The organism is Arthrobacter sp. SLBN-112, assembly GCF_006715225.1.
GTDB lineage: Bacteria > Actinomycetota > Actinomycetes > Actinomycetales > Micrococcaceae > Arthrobacter.
Genome location: NZ_VFMU01000001.1, coordinates 3,393,185 through 3,408,204 on the forward strand (window position 1 = coordinate 3,393,185; position 15,020 = coordinate 3,408,204).

General features: G+C 66.7%; 14 protein-coding genes. 1 reads left to right on the forward strand and 13 read right to left on the reverse strand.

Annotated features, from left to right (window positions below; all coding sequences use genetic code 11):
• Nucleotides 1-42: 42 nt before the first annotated feature.
• Genes pyrF through pyrR form a run of 7 tightly spaced genes read right to left on the reverse strand, consistent with a single transcriptional unit; the run spans nt 43 to nt 8,965 of the window.
• Nucleotides 43-921: an orotidine-5'-phosphate decarboxylase gene (pyrF, locus tag FBY33_RS15585; RefSeq protein WP_142031333.1), complete on the reverse strand. Its 879-nt coding sequence runs from the start codon at nt 919-921 to the stop codon at nt 43-45.
• Entirely contained in the window at nt 914-4,228 is a 3,315-nt protein-coding gene (carB, locus tag FBY33_RS15590; RefSeq protein ID WP_142031334.1) for a carbamoyl-phosphate synthase large subunit, read from the reverse strand. The genes pyrF and carB overlap by 8 nt, the downstream gene beginning before the upstream one ends.
• Nucleotides 4,228-5,517, reverse strand: a complete 1,290-nt coding sequence (gene carA, locus FBY33_RS15595) for a glutamine-hydrolyzing carbamoyl-phosphate synthase small subunit (RefSeq protein ID WP_442858332.1) — start codon at nt 5,515-5,517, stop codon at nt 4,228-4,230. Before carA ends, carB begins: the two co-directional genes overlap by 1 nt.
• The gene (locus tag FBY33_RS15600) at nt 5,498-6,016 is read right to left on the reverse strand and encodes a PH-like domain-containing protein (protein WP_142031336.1); all 519 of its coding nucleotides are present in this window, start codon (nt 6,014-6,016) and stop codon (nt 5,498-5,500) included. Before FBY33_RS15600 ends, carA begins: the two co-directional genes overlap by 20 nt.
• The gene (locus tag FBY33_RS15605; RefSeq protein WP_142031337.1) at nt 6,016-7,356 is read right to left on the reverse strand and encodes a dihydroorotase; all 1,341 of its coding nucleotides are present in this window, start codon (nt 7,354-7,356) and stop codon (nt 6,016-6,018) included. The genes FBY33_RS15600 and FBY33_RS15605 overlap by 1 nt, the downstream gene beginning before the upstream one ends.
• Nucleotides 7,356-8,381 carry an aspartate carbamoyltransferase catalytic subunit gene (locus tag FBY33_RS15610; protein ID WP_142031338.1) on the reverse strand — a complete coding sequence of 342 codons (1,026 nt, stop codon included), beginning with the start codon at nt 8,379-8,381 and terminating at the stop codon, nt 7,356-7,358. The genes FBY33_RS15605 and FBY33_RS15610 overlap by 1 nt, the downstream gene beginning before the upstream one ends.
• Nucleotides 8,378-8,965 (reverse strand): bifunctional pyr operon transcriptional regulator/uracil phosphoribosyltransferase PyrR, encoded by a 588-nt coding sequence (gene pyrR / locus FBY33_RS15615; protein WP_056336647.1) that lies wholly within the window; start codon nt 8,963-8,965, stop codon nt 8,378-8,380. The genes FBY33_RS15610 and pyrR overlap by 4 nt, the downstream gene beginning before the upstream one ends.
• A 178-nt stretch (nt 8,966-9,143) precedes the next feature.
• Here pyrR and FBY33_RS15620 point away from each other — a divergent pair, with 178 nt between their 5' ends.
• Nucleotides 9,144-10,421 carry a PrsW family intramembrane metalloprotease gene (locus FBY33_RS15620; RefSeq protein WP_142031339.1) on the forward strand — a complete coding sequence of 426 codons (1,278 nt, stop codon included), beginning with the start codon at nt 9,144-9,146 and terminating at the stop codon, nt 10,419-10,421.
• A gap of 65 nt (nt 10,422-10,486) precedes the next feature.
• Here FBY33_RS15620 and nusB read toward each other — a convergent pair whose 3' ends face one another.
• The 6 genes from nusB to aroC all read right to left on the reverse strand — a co-directional run bounded on the left by nusB (nt 10,487) and on the right by aroC (nt 15,006).
• A complete protein-coding gene (nusB, locus tag FBY33_RS15625) occupies nt 10,487-10,897 on the reverse strand; it encodes a transcription antitermination factor NusB (RefSeq protein WP_018761427.1) in 411 nt (136 codons plus the stop codon).
• On the reverse strand, nt 10,897-11,460 hold the full coding sequence (gene efp, locus FBY33_RS15630; protein WP_018769313.1) for an elongation factor P: 564 nt from the start codon (nt 11,458-11,460) through the stop codon (nt 10,897-10,899). The genes nusB and efp overlap by 1 nt, the downstream gene beginning before the upstream one ends.
• 171 nt (nt 11,461-11,631) lie before the next feature.
• On the reverse strand, nt 11,632-12,150 hold the full coding sequence (locus FBY33_RS15635; RefSeq protein ID WP_142031340.1) for a tetratricopeptide repeat protein: 519 nt from the start codon (nt 12,148-12,150) through the stop codon (nt 11,632-11,634).
• Nucleotides 12,150-13,241, reverse strand: a complete 1,092-nt coding sequence (gene aroB / locus FBY33_RS15640) for a 3-dehydroquinate synthase (protein ID WP_142031341.1) — start codon at nt 13,239-13,241, stop codon at nt 12,150-12,152. Before aroB ends, FBY33_RS15635 begins: the two co-directional genes overlap by 1 nt.
• Entirely contained in the window at nt 13,238-13,807 is a 570-nt protein-coding gene (locus FBY33_RS15645) for a shikimate kinase (protein ID WP_142031342.1), read from the reverse strand. The genes aroB and FBY33_RS15645 overlap by 4 nt, the downstream gene beginning before the upstream one ends.
• Nucleotides 13,807-15,006, reverse strand: coding sequence for a chorismate synthase (aroC, locus tag FBY33_RS15650; protein ID WP_142032931.1), 1,200 nt, complete (start codon nt 15,004-15,006; stop codon nt 13,807-13,809). Before aroC ends, FBY33_RS15645 begins: the two co-directional genes overlap by 1 nt.
• Nucleotides 15,007-15,020: the final 14 nt, after the last annotated feature.

Consider the following 15,020-nt stretch of genomic DNA (forward strand, 5'->3'; position numbering starts at 1 on the left):
CCTTTGGTGCAGCCCGAATCAATGCATCCAGGCAATTGCAGCCTATTGTCCGCGCAGCCCGTCCAGTGTGCGCAGGGCGGCCTCCCGCAGGCCGCGGACCTGCGGACCTGCCGAAAGGATGTCGCGGCTGGAGGTTCCCAGGACCAGCGGGTAGGCGTCGCCGAAGGTGGCCCGAAGGTCCGCCGGCGTGGCCCCCTGCGCTCCCAGGCCGGGCGCCAGGATGGGGCCGCGGACGGCAGCGAGATCCATATCCAGATCCGTCAAGGCTGACCCCACGGTGGCGCCGACCACCAGGCCCACGGAGCCCAGGTCGCCCCCGTACCGGGAGTTTTCGGCAGCTGCCGCTTCCGTGATCCTGCGCGCCACGGAATCCCTTCCGCCAACATGCTGGACCGAAGCTCCTTCAGGGTTGGAGGTCAGCGCCAGCACGAAAACACCGCGTCCGGTTTCCGCCGCGAGGTCAAGTGCAGGGCGCAGCGACTCGAAGCCAAGGTAGGGGCTCAACGTGACGGAGTCCGCCGCCAGCGGGGACTCGTCCCGCAGCCAGGCGTCGGCATAGGCGGCCATGGTGGAACCGATGTCGCCGCGTTTGGCGTCGGCGATGCTCAGGACAGACTCGTCCCGGGCGGTGGCCAGGATTTCCTCCAGTACCGCCATGCCGGCTGATCCGTGGCGTTCGTAAAGTGCCACCTGCGGTTTTACCGCGGCAGCGAGCGGAGCCACCGCCTCCAGGACCGTCAGGGAAAAGCGCCGAAGCCCGGCGGCGTCGTCGTCCAGTCCCCAGCTCTTCAGCAGTGCCGGGTGCGGGTCGATGCCCACGCAAAGCGGGCCGCGGGCGGCCATGGCCGCACCGAGCCGGGAGCCGAAGGACTCCCGGCCGGCGGCGGATACCGGGCTGTTGGCTGATGCCTGCTCAGGCATGCTGCAGGGCCGCCTTCTGGGACTCTGCCAGTGCGGCGGCGTGTTCCTGCAGGCTGGTGACGGACCATTCGTAGGTGCGCATGGCTTCGATGGCCTGGACGGCGGCGTTGAACTCGGCCACCGTGGTGATGCACGGAATGCCGATGGACGTTGCGGCGGCGCGGAGTTCGTAGCCGTCGCTGCGGGCTTCGCCGCCGGAGGGGGTGTTGAAGACCATGTCGATCTCGCCGGCCACAATGAGGTCCGCGATGGTCCCTTCGCCCTCGGCGCTGCTGCCCTCGGCGACCTTGCGGACCGGGGTGGCCTGGATGCCGTTGCGGCGCAGGACGTCGGCGGTGCCGCCGGTGGAGACAATCTCGAACCCGAGGTCCGAGAGCCGCTTGACGCCCATGATCACCGAGCGCTTGTCCCGGTTGGCCACGGAGACGAACACCTTGCCCTCGGTGGGCAGGGCGTTGTTGGCGCCCGCCTGGCTCTTGGCGAAGGCGGTGTCGAAGTGCTTGTCGATGCCCATGACCTCGCCGGTGGAGCGCATCTCGGGACCGAGCAGGGAGTCCACCACCTTGCCCTCAAGGGTCCGGAACCGGCTGAACGGCAGCACGGCTTCCTTGACGGCGACGGGCGCGTCCAGCGGCAGCGTGGAGCCGTCACCGGTTTCCGGCAGCATCTTGTAGGCGCTGCGGAGCTGTCCGATGGTCACGCCGGTGCCGATGAGGGCTGCGGCTTTGGCCATCTGGACACCTGTGGCCTTGGACACGAAGGGCACGGTCCGGGAGGCGCGGGGGTTCGCTTCCAGGACGTACAGGACGTCCGAGGCCAGCGCGAACTGGATGTTGATCAGGCCCCGGACGCCCACGCCTTCAGCAATGGCGCGGGTGGCAGTGCGGACGCGTTCGACGACGTTGCTCCCCAGGGTGATCGGCGGCAGGACGCAGGCGGAGTCACCGGAGTGGATGCCGGCTTCCTCAATGTGTTCCATGATGCCGCCCAGGTACATGTCGGTGCCGTCGTAAAGGGCGTCGACGTCGATTTCGACGGCATCCTCCAGGAAGCGGTCGATCAGCACCGGGTGGTCCGGGGTGATTTCGGTGGCGTTGGCGATGTAGCGGGAGAGGTTGGGCTCGTCGTAGACGATTTCCATGCCGCGGCCGCCCAGCACGTAGGACGGGCGGACCAGGACCGGGTAGCCGATCTCGTCAGCGATCTTCTTGGCATCCTCGAAGGAGACGGCGGTGCCGTTCTTGGGCGCCACCAGGCCGGCCTTGTCCAGCACGCGGGAAAACATTCCGCGGTGTTCGGCGAGGTCGATGGCCTCCGGTGAGGTGCCCAGGATCGGGACGCCGGCGTCGGCCAGCTGCTGGGCGAGCTTCAGCGGGGTCTGGCCGCCGAGCTGGACGAAGACGCCCATGACGCCGCCGGTGCGTTCCTCGGCCGCGATGACCTCCAGCACGTCTTCGAGCGTGAGCGGCTCGAAGTACAGGCGGGTGGAGACGTCGTAGTCGGTGGAGACGGTTTCCGGGTTGCAGTTGACCATGACGGTCTCGTAGCCGGCCTTGCGCAACGCCATGGAGGCGTGGACGCAGGAGTAGTCGAACTCGATGCCCTGGCCGATGCGGTTGGGGCCTGAGCCGAGGATGAGGATGGACGGCTTGGAGTGGAGCGCAACCTCATCCTCCTCATCGTAGGCGGAGTAGTGGTACGGCGTGTAGGCGGCGAATTCGGCGGCGCAGGTGTCCACGGTCTTGTAGACCGGGCGGATGCCCAGTGCCTGGCGGACACCGCGGACCACTGCCTCGGAGTTGTGCGTCAGGGCGCCGATCTGTTCGTCGGAGAAGCCGTGGCGCTTGGCGCGCTTGAGCATGTCAGCGGTCAGGGCGCCGGCCTGGCGGATTTCGTGGGAGATCTCGTTGAGCAGCTGGAGCTGGTCCAGGAACCAGGGGTCGATCTTGGTGGCCTCGAAGAGCTGTTCCACGGTGGCGCCGCCCAGGAGGGCGCGCTGGACCTGGTGCAGGCGCTCAGTGGTGGGACGCTTGGCCTTCTCGATCAGCTCGGCGACTTCCCATTCGGGGACGCTGCTGAAGTCCAGCTGCGAGCCCTTCTGCTCAAGGGAGCGCAGGGCCTTCTGCAGGGCCTCGGTGAAGTTGCGGCCCATGGCCATGGCCTCCCCCACCGACTTCATGGTGGTGGTGAGGGTATCGTCCGCTGCCGGGAACTTCTCGAAAGCGAACCGCGGAACCTTGACCACCACGTAGTCCAGGGTGGGTTCGAAGGACGCGGGGGTCTTCTGGGTGATGTCGTTGGGGATCTCGTCCAGGGTGTAGCCGAGCGAGAGCTTGGTGGCGATCTTGGCGATGGCGAAGCCGGTGGCCTTGGATGCCAGTGCCGAGGAGCGGGAAACGCGGGGGTTCATCTCGATGACCACCACGCGGCCGGTGGCGGGGTCGATGGCGAACTGGATGTTGCAGCCGCCGGTGTCCACGCCCACCTCGCGGATGACGGCGATGGCCACGTCGCGCAGCTTCTGGTATTCGCGGTCGGTGAGGGTCAGCGCCGGCGCCACGGTGATGGAGTCGCCGGTGTGCACGCCCACGGGATCGAAGTTCTCGATGGAGCAGACGACAACCACGTTGTCGTTCTTGTCCCGCATCATTTCGAGCTCGTATTCCTTCCAGCCCAGGATGCTCTCTTCGAGCAGCACTTCGCTGGTGGGGCTGTACTGCAGGCCCTGTCCGACGATGCGGCGCAGGTCTTCCTCGTTGTAGGCCAGGCCGGAGCCCAGCCCGCCCATGGTGAAGGACGGGCGGACCACCATGGGGTAGCCCAGGTCAGTGGCCGCCGTGAGGGCCTGGTCCATGGTGTGGATGATGTGGCTGCGGGCTGACTCGGCACCGCAGCGTTCCACTACGCCCTTGAACTTCTCGCGGTCCTCGCCAAGTTCAATGGCAGCGATGTTGGCGCCAATGAGCTCCACGTTGTACTTCTCGAGCACACCGTTCTTGTCCAGGGCAATGGCGGTGTTCAGCGCGGTCTGGCCACCCAGGGTGGGCAGGACGGCGTCGGGGCGTTCCTTGGCGATGATCTTCTCCACCACCTCGGGGGTGATGGGCTCGACATAGGTGGCGTCGGCGAACTCGGGGTCGGTCATGATGGTGGCCGGGTTGGAGTTCACGAGGATGACGCGCAGGCCTTCCTCCTTGAGGACGCGCAGCGCCTGGGTGCCGGAGTAGTCGAACTCGGCGGCCTGGCCGATGACGATCGGGCCGGAACCAATGACGAGGACGCTCTTGAGATCTGTACGTTTCGGCATTACTTCTTGTCCTCAGTCTTGTTGTCGTTTTTGTGCTCAGCGCCTGCAGGGTGGGCGGCGTCCACGGGCTCCTTGGAAAGGTTGGCGTTCCTGCCGTCCCGCGTGCCTTCCATGAGCTCGATGAAGCGGTCGAACAGGTAAGCCGCGTCGTGCGGGCCGGCCGCGGCTTCCGGGTGGTACTGCACGGAGAAGGCCGGGATGTCCAGGCAGGCCAAGCCTTCCACGACGTCGTCGTTCAGGCTGATGTGGCTCACTTCCACCCGGCCGTAGCGTGCCTCGGGGGCCTGCGTGGCGCCGTCGAGCGGTGCATCCACGGCAAAGCCGTGGTTCTGGGAGGTGATTTCCACCTTGCCGGTGCGGCGGTCCATCACGGGCTGGTTGATGCCGCGGTGGCCGTAGCGGAGCTTGTAGGTGCCGAAGCCCAGTGCGCGGCCGAGGATCTGGTTGCCGAAGCAGATGCCGAAGTACGGCAGCTTCTCGTCAAGGACCGAGCGCAGCAGCTTGACCTGGGCGTCGGCCGTGGCGGGGTCGCCCGGGCCGTTGGACATGAAGAAGCCGTCCGGGTTGACGGCCTTCACGTCCTCGAGGGTTGCGGTGGCGGGAAGCACGTGGACGCGGACACCGCGCTCGGCGAACCGGACCGGGGTCATGGCCTTGATGCCGAGGTCGATCGCCGCGATGGTGAAGCGGGGTTCGCCCTCCCAGCCGTGGTCCTTCGGCTCCACGACGTAGGCTTCGTCCACGCTGACTTCCTCGGCCAGGCGCGATCCTTCCATGGGCGCGCTGGCCAGGACGGCGTCGACCAGTTCCTTGTCCGTGGCCTGGGCTGCCTCGCCGGAGAAGATGCCGGCGCGCATGGTCTTGTGCTCGCGCAGGTGCCGGGTGATGGCGCGGGTGTCCACGCCCTGGATGCCCACGATGCCCTGGGCCACAAGTTCTTCGTCCAGCGACCGTTCGGAGCGCCAGTTGGAGGGCCGGCGGGCTGCGTCGCGAACGATGTAGCCTGCCACCCAGATGCGCCGGGACTCGGCGTCGTCATCGTTCACGCCGGTGTTGCCGATGTGCGGGGCCGTCTGGACCACCAGCTGGCGGGCGTAGGACGGATCGGTGATGGTTTCCTGGTAGCCGGTCATTCCGGTGGCGAAGACGGCCTCGCCCAGGGCGGTACCGGTGGCGCCGTAGCTGGTGCCGCGGAAAATGCGCCCGTCTTCGAGAACCAGTGTTGCCGGAGCGGAGGTGGTTGCTGTCAATGTATTCGCTTTCACTGTCTTACTTTCCACTGGTGGCACCAGCCGCTGGGGCTGACGAAATCAAATCCTGAAGGGCCTGGTAGAGCACGTCCTTGTCGGCGGCGCGGCGGGTCCGGAAGCCGGTGTCCAGTCCGTGCGCGCCGAGCGTCCATCCGAGAACCAGCAGGCCGTCCTTTTCCACGAACTTCCCGGCCATGCCGCTGTCCTGCCGGACACCGGTGAGGGAGGATGCGGGGATGTAGAGGGCAGGCGCGCCCGACCGTTCGTAGAGGACGCCGTGCGGGTACACCGCGAGGGTGGCGTTGGTGCGGATGCCCAGCCCGTGCACGGCGATCCGGTCCAGCCAGTCGCCGGCCGTGGTGGTGGCCACGTACTGTCCTTCGGCAACGGCGATGGGCTCGCCGGGCGCGGCGGGCACCTGGGGCAACTGTTCGACGTCGGACTGGCGCTTCAGGCGGTTGCGCCAGCCTACGCCGAGGAGGACGAACACGACGGCGACCACCGCCAGCATGGCAAGTCCGGGAAGGATCTTGTCCATCAGGCAGCGCCTGCGGGAGTTGCTGCGGAGTCCGGATGGGGTGTGTTGAGTGCGCCGTCGAGGACGGTGGGGTGCCCCCTGAAGAAGGTGGCCACCACCTTGCCGGGGAGTTCCCTGCCCTTGAACGGCGAGTTGCGGCCCATGGTGGCCATTTGGAAGGGGTCCACCGTCCAGCGTGCCGCCGGGTCCACGAGGATGATGTTGGCGGGTTCCCCGGCTTCGATGGGCCGGCCCTGGTCGCTCAACCGGCCGATCTTCGCAGCTGCGGTGGAGGTGACCCTGGCGAAGTCCGCCCAGGTCATCAGGCCGGTGTCGATCATGGCGTGCTGGACCACGGACAGGGCGGTTTCAAGCCCTGTCATGCCCATGGCTGCCTGCGCCCATTCGCATTCCTTGTGTTCGCTGGGGTGCGGTGCGTGGTCCGTACCCACAACGTCGATCGTCCCGTCTGCCAGTCCGGCGCGCAATGCCTGGACGTCGGCATCGGTGCGCAGCGGCGGGTTGACCTTGAACACGGGGTCGTAGCTGCGCACCAGGTCATCGGTCAGCAGCAGGTGGTGCGGGGTGACCTCGGCCGTGACGTCGATGCCCCGTTCCTTGGCCCAGCGGATGATTTCCACCGAGCCGGCGGTGGACACGTGGCACACGTGGAGGCGGGAGCCGACGTGCTGGGCCAGCAGGACGTCACGGGCGATGATGCTTTCCTCGGCCACAGCCGGCCAGCCGGTGAGGCCCAGGACCGCGGAGACGTCACCCTCGTTCATCTGGGCGCCCGCGGTAAGGCGAGGTTCCTGCGCGTGCTGGGCCACCACGCCGTCGAACGCCTTGACGTATTCCAGCGCGCGGCGCATCAGCACGGGATCGTGGACGCAGATGCCGTCGTCGGAGAACATCCGCACCCGGGCGCGGGAATCTGCCATGGCGCCCAGCTCGGCCAACTGCTCTCCTGCAAGGCCGACGGTGACGGCGCCGACGGGGCGGACGTCCACCCAACCAGCAGCCCGGCCCAGCGTGTAGACCTGCTCCACCACACCCGCGGTGTCCGCGACCGGGGTGCTGTTGGCCATGGCGTGCACGGCCGTGTAGCCGCCCAGGGCCGCTGCCCGCGTTCCGGTCTCCACGGTCTCGGCGTCTTCGCGGCCCGGTTCGCGGAGGTGCGTGTGCACGTCCACCATGCCGGGCAGGGCCACCAGGCCGGCGGCATCGATGACAGTGGCCCCGTCGGCGCTCAGGCCGTTGCCGATCTCTGCGATGATGCCGTCGCGGACCAGGAGGTCCGCGCGGTCACCGCCCAGGATGGCGGCGCCTTGGATGAGGTAGGTTCCGGTGTTGCCTGCCATCAGTTGCTCTCCTTGGTGGACGGGGCGGCGGCATAAGCCGGGACGCGGTGGGGGGCTGGTTCCCGGGTATCCCCGGAGAGCAGCAGGTACAGTGCGGCCATCCGCACGGACACGCCGTTGCGGACCTGGGCCAGGACGGTGGAGCGGGGCGAATCCGCGGCGGCGGCGCTGATTTCCAGGCCCCTGTTCATGGGCCCGGGGTGCATGATGATGGTGTCCGTCATGCCCAGGTCGTCCAGGGCGCGGAGGCGGTTGTCGTCGAAGCCCCACCGGCGCGAGTACTCACGGGTGCTGGGGAAGAACGACGCGTTCATGCGTTCACCCTGGACGCGGAGCATCATCATGGCGTCCACGCCGTTTGCCAGGGTTTGATCCAGGTCGTAGCTGACGGTGCAGGGCCATTTTTCGACGCCGACGGGCAGCAGCGTGGGCGGCGCCACCAGGGTGACTTCCGCACCAAGGGTCCGGAGCAGCCATACGTTGGACCGCGCCACGCGGGAGTGCAGGACATCACCGGCGATGGCTACCCGCATGCCCTTGAGGTCCGTCCCTTCAGAACCGGTGCCGGCGAGGCGCGCCCAGTGCCGGCGCATGGTGAAGGCATCGAGCAGGGCCTGGGTGGGGTGTTCATGGGTGCCGTCGCCCGCATTGATAACCGCGGCGTCGATCCAGTCGGTTGCGGCCAGCCGGTGTGGAGCGCCGGAGGCCCAGTGCCGGATGACCACGGCGTCGGCGCCCATGGCGGACAGGGTCTGGGCGGTGTCCTTGAGGGACTCGCCCTTGGATACGGAGGATCCCTTGGCGGCGAAGTTGATGACGTCCGCGGACAAGCGCTTGGCGGCGGCCTCGAAGGAGATGCGGGTCCGGGTGGAGTCCTCGAAGAAGAGGTTGACCACTGTGCGTCCGCGCAGGGCCGGAAGCTTCTTGACTTCCCGCTCCCCTACGGCTGACATCTCCTCGGCGGTGTCCAGGATGCGGATGGCGTTCGAAAGGCTGAGGTCCTCGGTGGACAGGAGATGCTTCATGCGCCGCCCTCGATCACGACTTCGTTGACCGGGGTTCCGGCGTCGGATGTGTCTGTCTCTTCGAGCCGGACCCGGACCTTTTCGGCGGAGGAGGTGGGCAGGTTCTTGCCTACGTGGTCAGCCCGGATGGGAAGTTCACGGTGGCCCCTGTCGATCAGGACTGCGAGCCGGACGATGCGGGGGCGGCCAAGATCCACCAGCGCGTCCAGGGCGGCACGGATGGTGCGGCCGGAGTACAGGACGTCGTCGATCAGGACCACCACTTTGTTGTCGATGCCCGTGCGGGGCAGCCTGGTGGGGTACGGCGGCCGTGTCCCCTGGTGGGAGAGGTCGTCGCGGAACATGGTGACGTCGAGCTGGCCCACTATGGCAGCGGCATCAACGGTGGAGTCTGCGGCGGCAATTTTTTCGGCCAGCCGGACAGCCAGCGGGTAGCCGCGGCGGGGAATTCCCAACAGGACCAGGTCGCGGGATCCCTTATTGGCTTCGAGGATCTCGTGGGCGATACGAGTGAGGGCCCGGTCAATGTCCGCCTGGCTGAGGACAACCCTGGCTGGAACCGGTGCGCTGGTGACAGAAGTCAACGCTCGTCTCCCCTTTCCCCGCCTCACAGGACGGAATTAAAAAAGGAATGCTTGCTGTTCAAAATTACCACACGGCCCCGGCGAGGCCCGCCCCCGGAAAAGCGAAGATGGTCACACCCGAACGGCACGGACGGCCGGATCCTTTGTGCTGCCGTGGCTCCCGCTTAGGCTTTCGGGTATGCCGATGTATCCGCAGCAGCCTCCCTCCGGACTCCCCGACGATCCCTACCGCGGTGCCACCGGTCCCCTGCCGCAACAGGCCAACCCCAGCTGGATGGGGCACGTGCAGCCCGAACACTACCGCGCGGCACCGGGACACCAGGGCCAGCCGCTGGCGGTGTTGGTGCCGCCGGGCGCCCAGGGCACGGCCCTTCAGGCGTCGCGGACCCGCAGCGGGCTGGTGGGGCTGACGGTTGCCGGCGCCGTCCTGGCTTTCCTGAGCCTTTTCCTGGTGGTGCCGTTCCTGCTCTCCAACACCGGCGCCGGCGGTTTCCTGATTGGTTTCGTGGCGTCGCTGATCCCGCTGTCGGTGGTCCTGGCTGCGGTCCACATCATCGACAGGTGGGAACCCGAACCTAAACGGCTGCTGTTCTTTGCCTTCACATGGGGTGCTGCGGTGTCTGTTGCCGTGACCCTGCTCATCCAGCCGTTCTTTGTGATCGCCTTCCAGTTCACCGACGAGCCCGACCTGCAGACCTACATGGCCACCGTGCAGGCACCCATCGTCGAGGAATTCGCCAAGTCACTTGGCCTGCTCATCCTCCTCCTCGCGGCACGCCGCCAATTCGATGGGCCAGTGGACGGCGTGGTGTTCGCCTTCACCATCGCCGGCGGATTCGCCTTCACCGAAAACATCCTCTATTTCGGCAGGGCCATCGCGGAATCGGCATCCCCGGCAAGCGACTTCGCCCAGGTCTTCTTCCTCCGCGGCGTGATGTCCCCGTTCGCCCATGCTATTTTCACCGGGACCACCGGCCTGATTATGGGCTTCGCTGCCAGGCGCTGGCACACGGGCGCTTCGATTGCCGCTTTTTTCGTGGGGCTGCTGCCGGCCATGTTCCTGCACAACAGGTGGAACAGCATGGGCCAGGGATTCCTCCTGGACTACCTCCTGGTCCAGGTGCCCATCTTCCTCCTGGCAGTGGGCGGCATCATCTTCCTGCGGGTGGCCGAGAACCGCCTGACCCGCCAGCGGCTGATGGAGTACTCCGCAGCCGGCTGGTTTACACCGGCCGAAGTCCAGTTGCTGGCCACCCGCGGCGGCAGGCGAACGGTCCTGGCATGGGCTGCGGGTTCGGGCAGGAAGCGCCAGATGAAACAGTTCGTGAAGGCGGCCACCCAGCTTGCCAACACCCGCCAGCGGATCCTGAGCGGACGCGAGGTTGCGCTGCACCAGGCAGAGGAAAGGCAGCAGCTCCAGCGCATCGTATCCCTGCGGGCCGCCGTAGCCGGCTGAGTTGGACAGGCCGGGACGCAACAGGGCCCCGCCGAATGGCGGGGCCCTGTTGCGTGGTGGAAAGGCTACGCGAGCAGCGAAGGCTTCAGCTGCTGCAGCCGGCCCAGCAGACCGTTGATGAACTGCGGCGACTCGTCCGTCGACAGCGTCTTGGCCAGCGCTACGGCCTCGCTGACCGCCACACCGTCCGGGACGTCGTCGTTGTAAAGAAGCTCCCAGGTGCCGATGCGCAGGATGATGCGGTCCACCGACGGCATCCGCTCCAAGCTCCAGCCCTGCGAGTACGTCTCCAGGAACTCGTCGATGGCTGCCTGCTGGGACACGACGCCTTCGACGATCTCCAAGGTGTAGGGGTTGACCACCTGGTCGGTCTTTTCCCGGCGTGCCCGAAGCACGTCGAACGCCGAAACAGAGCGCTGCTCTGCCTCGAACAGAACATCCAGTGCCCTGTTGCGGGCTTTACCGCGGGCGCTCACTACTCGGTGACCCGGCCCAGGTAGCTGCCGTCGCGGGTGTCCACCTTGACCTTCGTGTTGTTCTCGATGAACAGCGGAACCTGGATCTCGTAGCCGGTCTCCAGCGTGGCGGGCTTGGTGCCTGCGGAGGAGCGGTCGCCCTGCAGGCCCGGCTCGGTGTAGGTGATTTCGAGGACGACGCTCGGCGGCAGTTCGATGTAGAGGGGGTTGCCGTCGTGGATGGCGATGTTGACCATCTGGTTTTCCAGCATGAAGTTGGTGGCGTCGCCAACCGTGGCACCGGAGACGGTGATCTGGTCGTAGTCGGAGGTGTCCATGAAGACGAAGTCCGCGCCGTCCTGGTACAGGTACTGGTAATCGCGGCGGTCAACGGTGGCGGTCTCGATCTTGAGCCCGGCGTTGAAGGTCTTGTCAACAACCTTGCCGGACATCACGTTGCGCATCTTGGTCCGGACAAAGGCGCCGCCCTTGCCGGGCTTGACGTGCTGGAATTCGATGACGTTCCAGAGCTGGCCCTCAAGCTTCAGGACCGTTCCGTTCTTAATGTCGTTAGTGGTTGCCACTGGTTTCCTCTGGTTTCTTTGTCTGGCCGCGTGGTCAGATGCTGTATGCCGGGCGGGCACGCCTTAACGGCCCGCCTGCACGTGTTTGTCAAAAATCGCGTGGATGCAAAAATTCCACAACCATTCTACCGGTAAATCGGTGCTGGCCTTTCCGCGGCCTCTGCCCGCGGCCTAGCAGGCCAGGTCCAGGACGTCCCTGGCCCGCTGGAGCGCCACCGTGGACGAGTAGATCTGGGCGGCATCGGCCGATTGCGCAACCCGCAGGTCGAGCGCCCGGGTGAAGGATTCAACCGCAGCGGAGGTTTGGCCGGCTGCGTACTGTGTCCGGCCCAGGTATTGCAGGGCGAGTGCTTCACGCGGCGTCCCGTGCGCTTCAGCCAGGAGCTGGCGGAACAGGTCAATGGCACGGTCCATGCGATGGGTGACGCTGAGCACCTCGGCTTCGAACACGCGAAGCAGGAACGATTCGGGGTCCTTGAAACGTGCCTCGGCCAGCAGTTCGGCAGCCTCGGAGGCGTGGCCCTGGACAAGGAGCACGAAGATATGGTCGGCGGGGTCCGTTGAGGCGGCCAAGGTCTCCCGCACAACATCCTCGTTGACGATCTGGGGCAGCAGGGTATCGGGGTTGATCCGGATCCCCGGGAACCCCGCCTCGGGCCAGTCCGAGGTGCCGCTCATGTCGCCCTGCATCAGGACGCGATTTCCTGGTAGGCAGCAAACAGCAGCGAGGTGTCCGGGACATCGAGGATGCCCGGTTTGGCGATGCCGTCGAGCACCACGAACCGCAGCAGGTCCCCGCGGGACTTCTTGTCCCGGCGCATGCCGTCCAGCAGGCCCTGCCAGCGGTCACGGCGGTAGGTGACCGGGAGCCCAAGCCCTTCCAGGATGCTCCGGTGCCGGTCGGCGTCGACGTCGCTGAGCCGCCCCACGCTGCGGGCAAGTTCCGCTGCGAACATCATGCCTACGGACACTGCGGCCCCGTGCCGCCAGGAGTACCGTTCCACCAGTTCGATGGCGTGCCCCAGGGTGTGCCCGTAGTTCAGGATTTCACGCAGCCCTGACTCTTTGAGGTCCTCGGAAACCACTTTCGCCTTCACCGCAACGGCCCGCTCGATGAGTTCCCGGAGCTCGGCGGAGCGCGGGTCCACCACAGCGCCGGGGTCCTTTTCCACCAGGTCCAGGATGGCGGGATCGGCAATGAAGCCGCACTTGATGACCTCCGCCAGGCCGGAAATGATCTCATTCTTGGGCAGCGTGTCCAAGGTGTCCAGGTCCGCCAGGACGGCGGCGGGCGGATGGAAGGCCCCCACGAGGTTCTTTCCCTCGGCGGTGTTGATGCCGGTCTTGCCGCCCACGGAGGCGTCCACCATGGCCAGCAGGCTGGTGGGCATGTGGATGACTTTGACCCCGCGCAGCCAGGTGGCGGCGACGAAGCCTGCCAGATCGGTCACTGCCCCGCCGCCGACGGCGACGATGGCGTCCGAGCGGGTGAAGTCGTTCTGGCCCAGGACCTGCCAGCAGAATGCTGCCACCTGGATGTGCTTGCCTTCTTCGGCGTCGGGGATTTCGGCGGTGAGGGAGGTGAAGCCGGCGGCAGCGAGTTCATCGCGGACGGTGTCACCGGTGAGGCGCAGAGCGCGGGGGTGGATCACCAGGACCCGGCGGACGCGCTCCCCGAGCAGCGCGGGAAGGCCACCAAGCAGGCCGCGGCCGACGACAACCCCGTAGTTGTTGCCGGCACCTTCGCCGGTGACGTTGATGATTGTTGATTGGGTGTTCACTTTTCAACTTCCTGTTTGGCAGCTGCATGGTTCCGCAGTGCTGCTTCCAGCCGGCCGCCGAGCTCGGGTATCGAGCCGTGGCGGACGTCGAGGGTGATGTCGGCCAGCCGCTCGTAGACAGGCCTGCGGGTGGCGAACATTGCTGTCCAGCGACCCATGGCGTCGCCGGCAAGCAGGGGCCTGCCGGCGTTTCGGGCAATCCTGTCCGCCACCGTTTCGGCATCGCATTCCAGGTACACCACCGTGCAGCGGCTGATCAGTTGCTGCGTGCCGGAGTCCAGTACCGCTCCCCCGCCCAGTGAGATAACCGTGGGGGTTCCCTCGGCTTCCTCGACGGCGTGGGCAACGGTCCTTGCCTCAATTTCCCGGAAGGCGTGTTCACCGCGGCCGGCGAAGATTTCGGCGATGGATCCATGACCGGCAACGATCACGGCGTCAGTGTCAACGAACCGGGCGCCCAACTGCTGTGCCAGTTGCTGTCCGATGGCTGACTTGCCAACGGCCATGGGGCCGATGAGCACGATCGGTCGGTCGCCAACAGGTCCGGTATTGCTGCTGTGGAGCACTACTGGCCGATCGAGTCCAGGGATGCCGGGATGTTGTCCAGGTAACCCTTGATGTTGCGCGCGGTTTCCGCCACTGAGTCACCGCCGAACTTTTCGATGACGGCCTCGGCGAGGACCAGGGCCACCATGGCCTCGGCCACCACGCCGGCGGCCGGGACTGCACAAACGTCGGAACGCTGGTGGTGGGCTTTGGCCGGTTCCCCGGTGCTGACATCGATGGTCCGCAGGGCGCGCGGAACGGTGGCGATGGGCTTCATGGCCGCGCGGACGCGCAGGACGTCCCCAATGCTCATGCCGCCTTCGATTCCGCCGGCGCGGTTGCTGGAGCGGACAATCCGGCCCTCGCCGTCGCGGACGATTTCATCATGGGCGGCGGAACCGCGGCGGGCGGCGGTGAGGAAGCCGTCGCCGACCTCCACGCCCTTGATGGCCTGGATGCCCATCAGGGCGGCCGCGAGCCTGGCGTCCAGCCGGCGGTCCCAGTGCACGTAGCTGCCAAGTCCCGGCGGGAGTCCGTAAGCCAGAACCTCCACCACGCCGCCCAGCGTTTCGCCTTCCTTGTGCGCGGCGTCCACCTCGGCCACCATGGCGTCCGAGGTTTCACGGTCGAAGCAGCGCAGGGGGTCGGCATCCAGGGCGATGACGTTGCCCGGTACGGGCAGCGGGCGGCCTTCCGGGACCGTCACGCTGGCGATGGACACGGTGTGGCTGACCAGTTCAATGCCGAGATGCCTGAGGAACTGTGCCGCTACGGTGCCCAGCGCCACGCGGGTTGCCGTTTCCCTTGCGCTGGCCCGCTCAAGCACCGGACGCGCCTCGTCGAAGCCGTACTTCTGCATGCCGGTGAAGTCTGCGTGTCCCGGGCGGGGCCGCGTGAGGGGCGCGTTGCGGGCCTGGTCGGCGAGGAGTTCGGCGGCCACGGGGTCAGCGGACATGATCTGCTCCCACTTGGGCCACTCAGTGTTTCCCACCTGAATGGCAACGGGACCGCCCTGGGTGACGCCGTGCCGGACACCGCCGAGGATCGTCACAACGTCCTGCTCGAATTTCATCCGCGCACCCCGGCCGTAGCCAAGTCGGCGGCGGGCCAGGGAGTCTGCGATGTGCCCGCTGGTGATTTCCACACCGGCGGGGACGCCCTCAATAATTCCCATCAGAGCCGGGCCATGGGATTCACCGGCAGTCAACCAACGCATAATTTCCATCCTGCCAC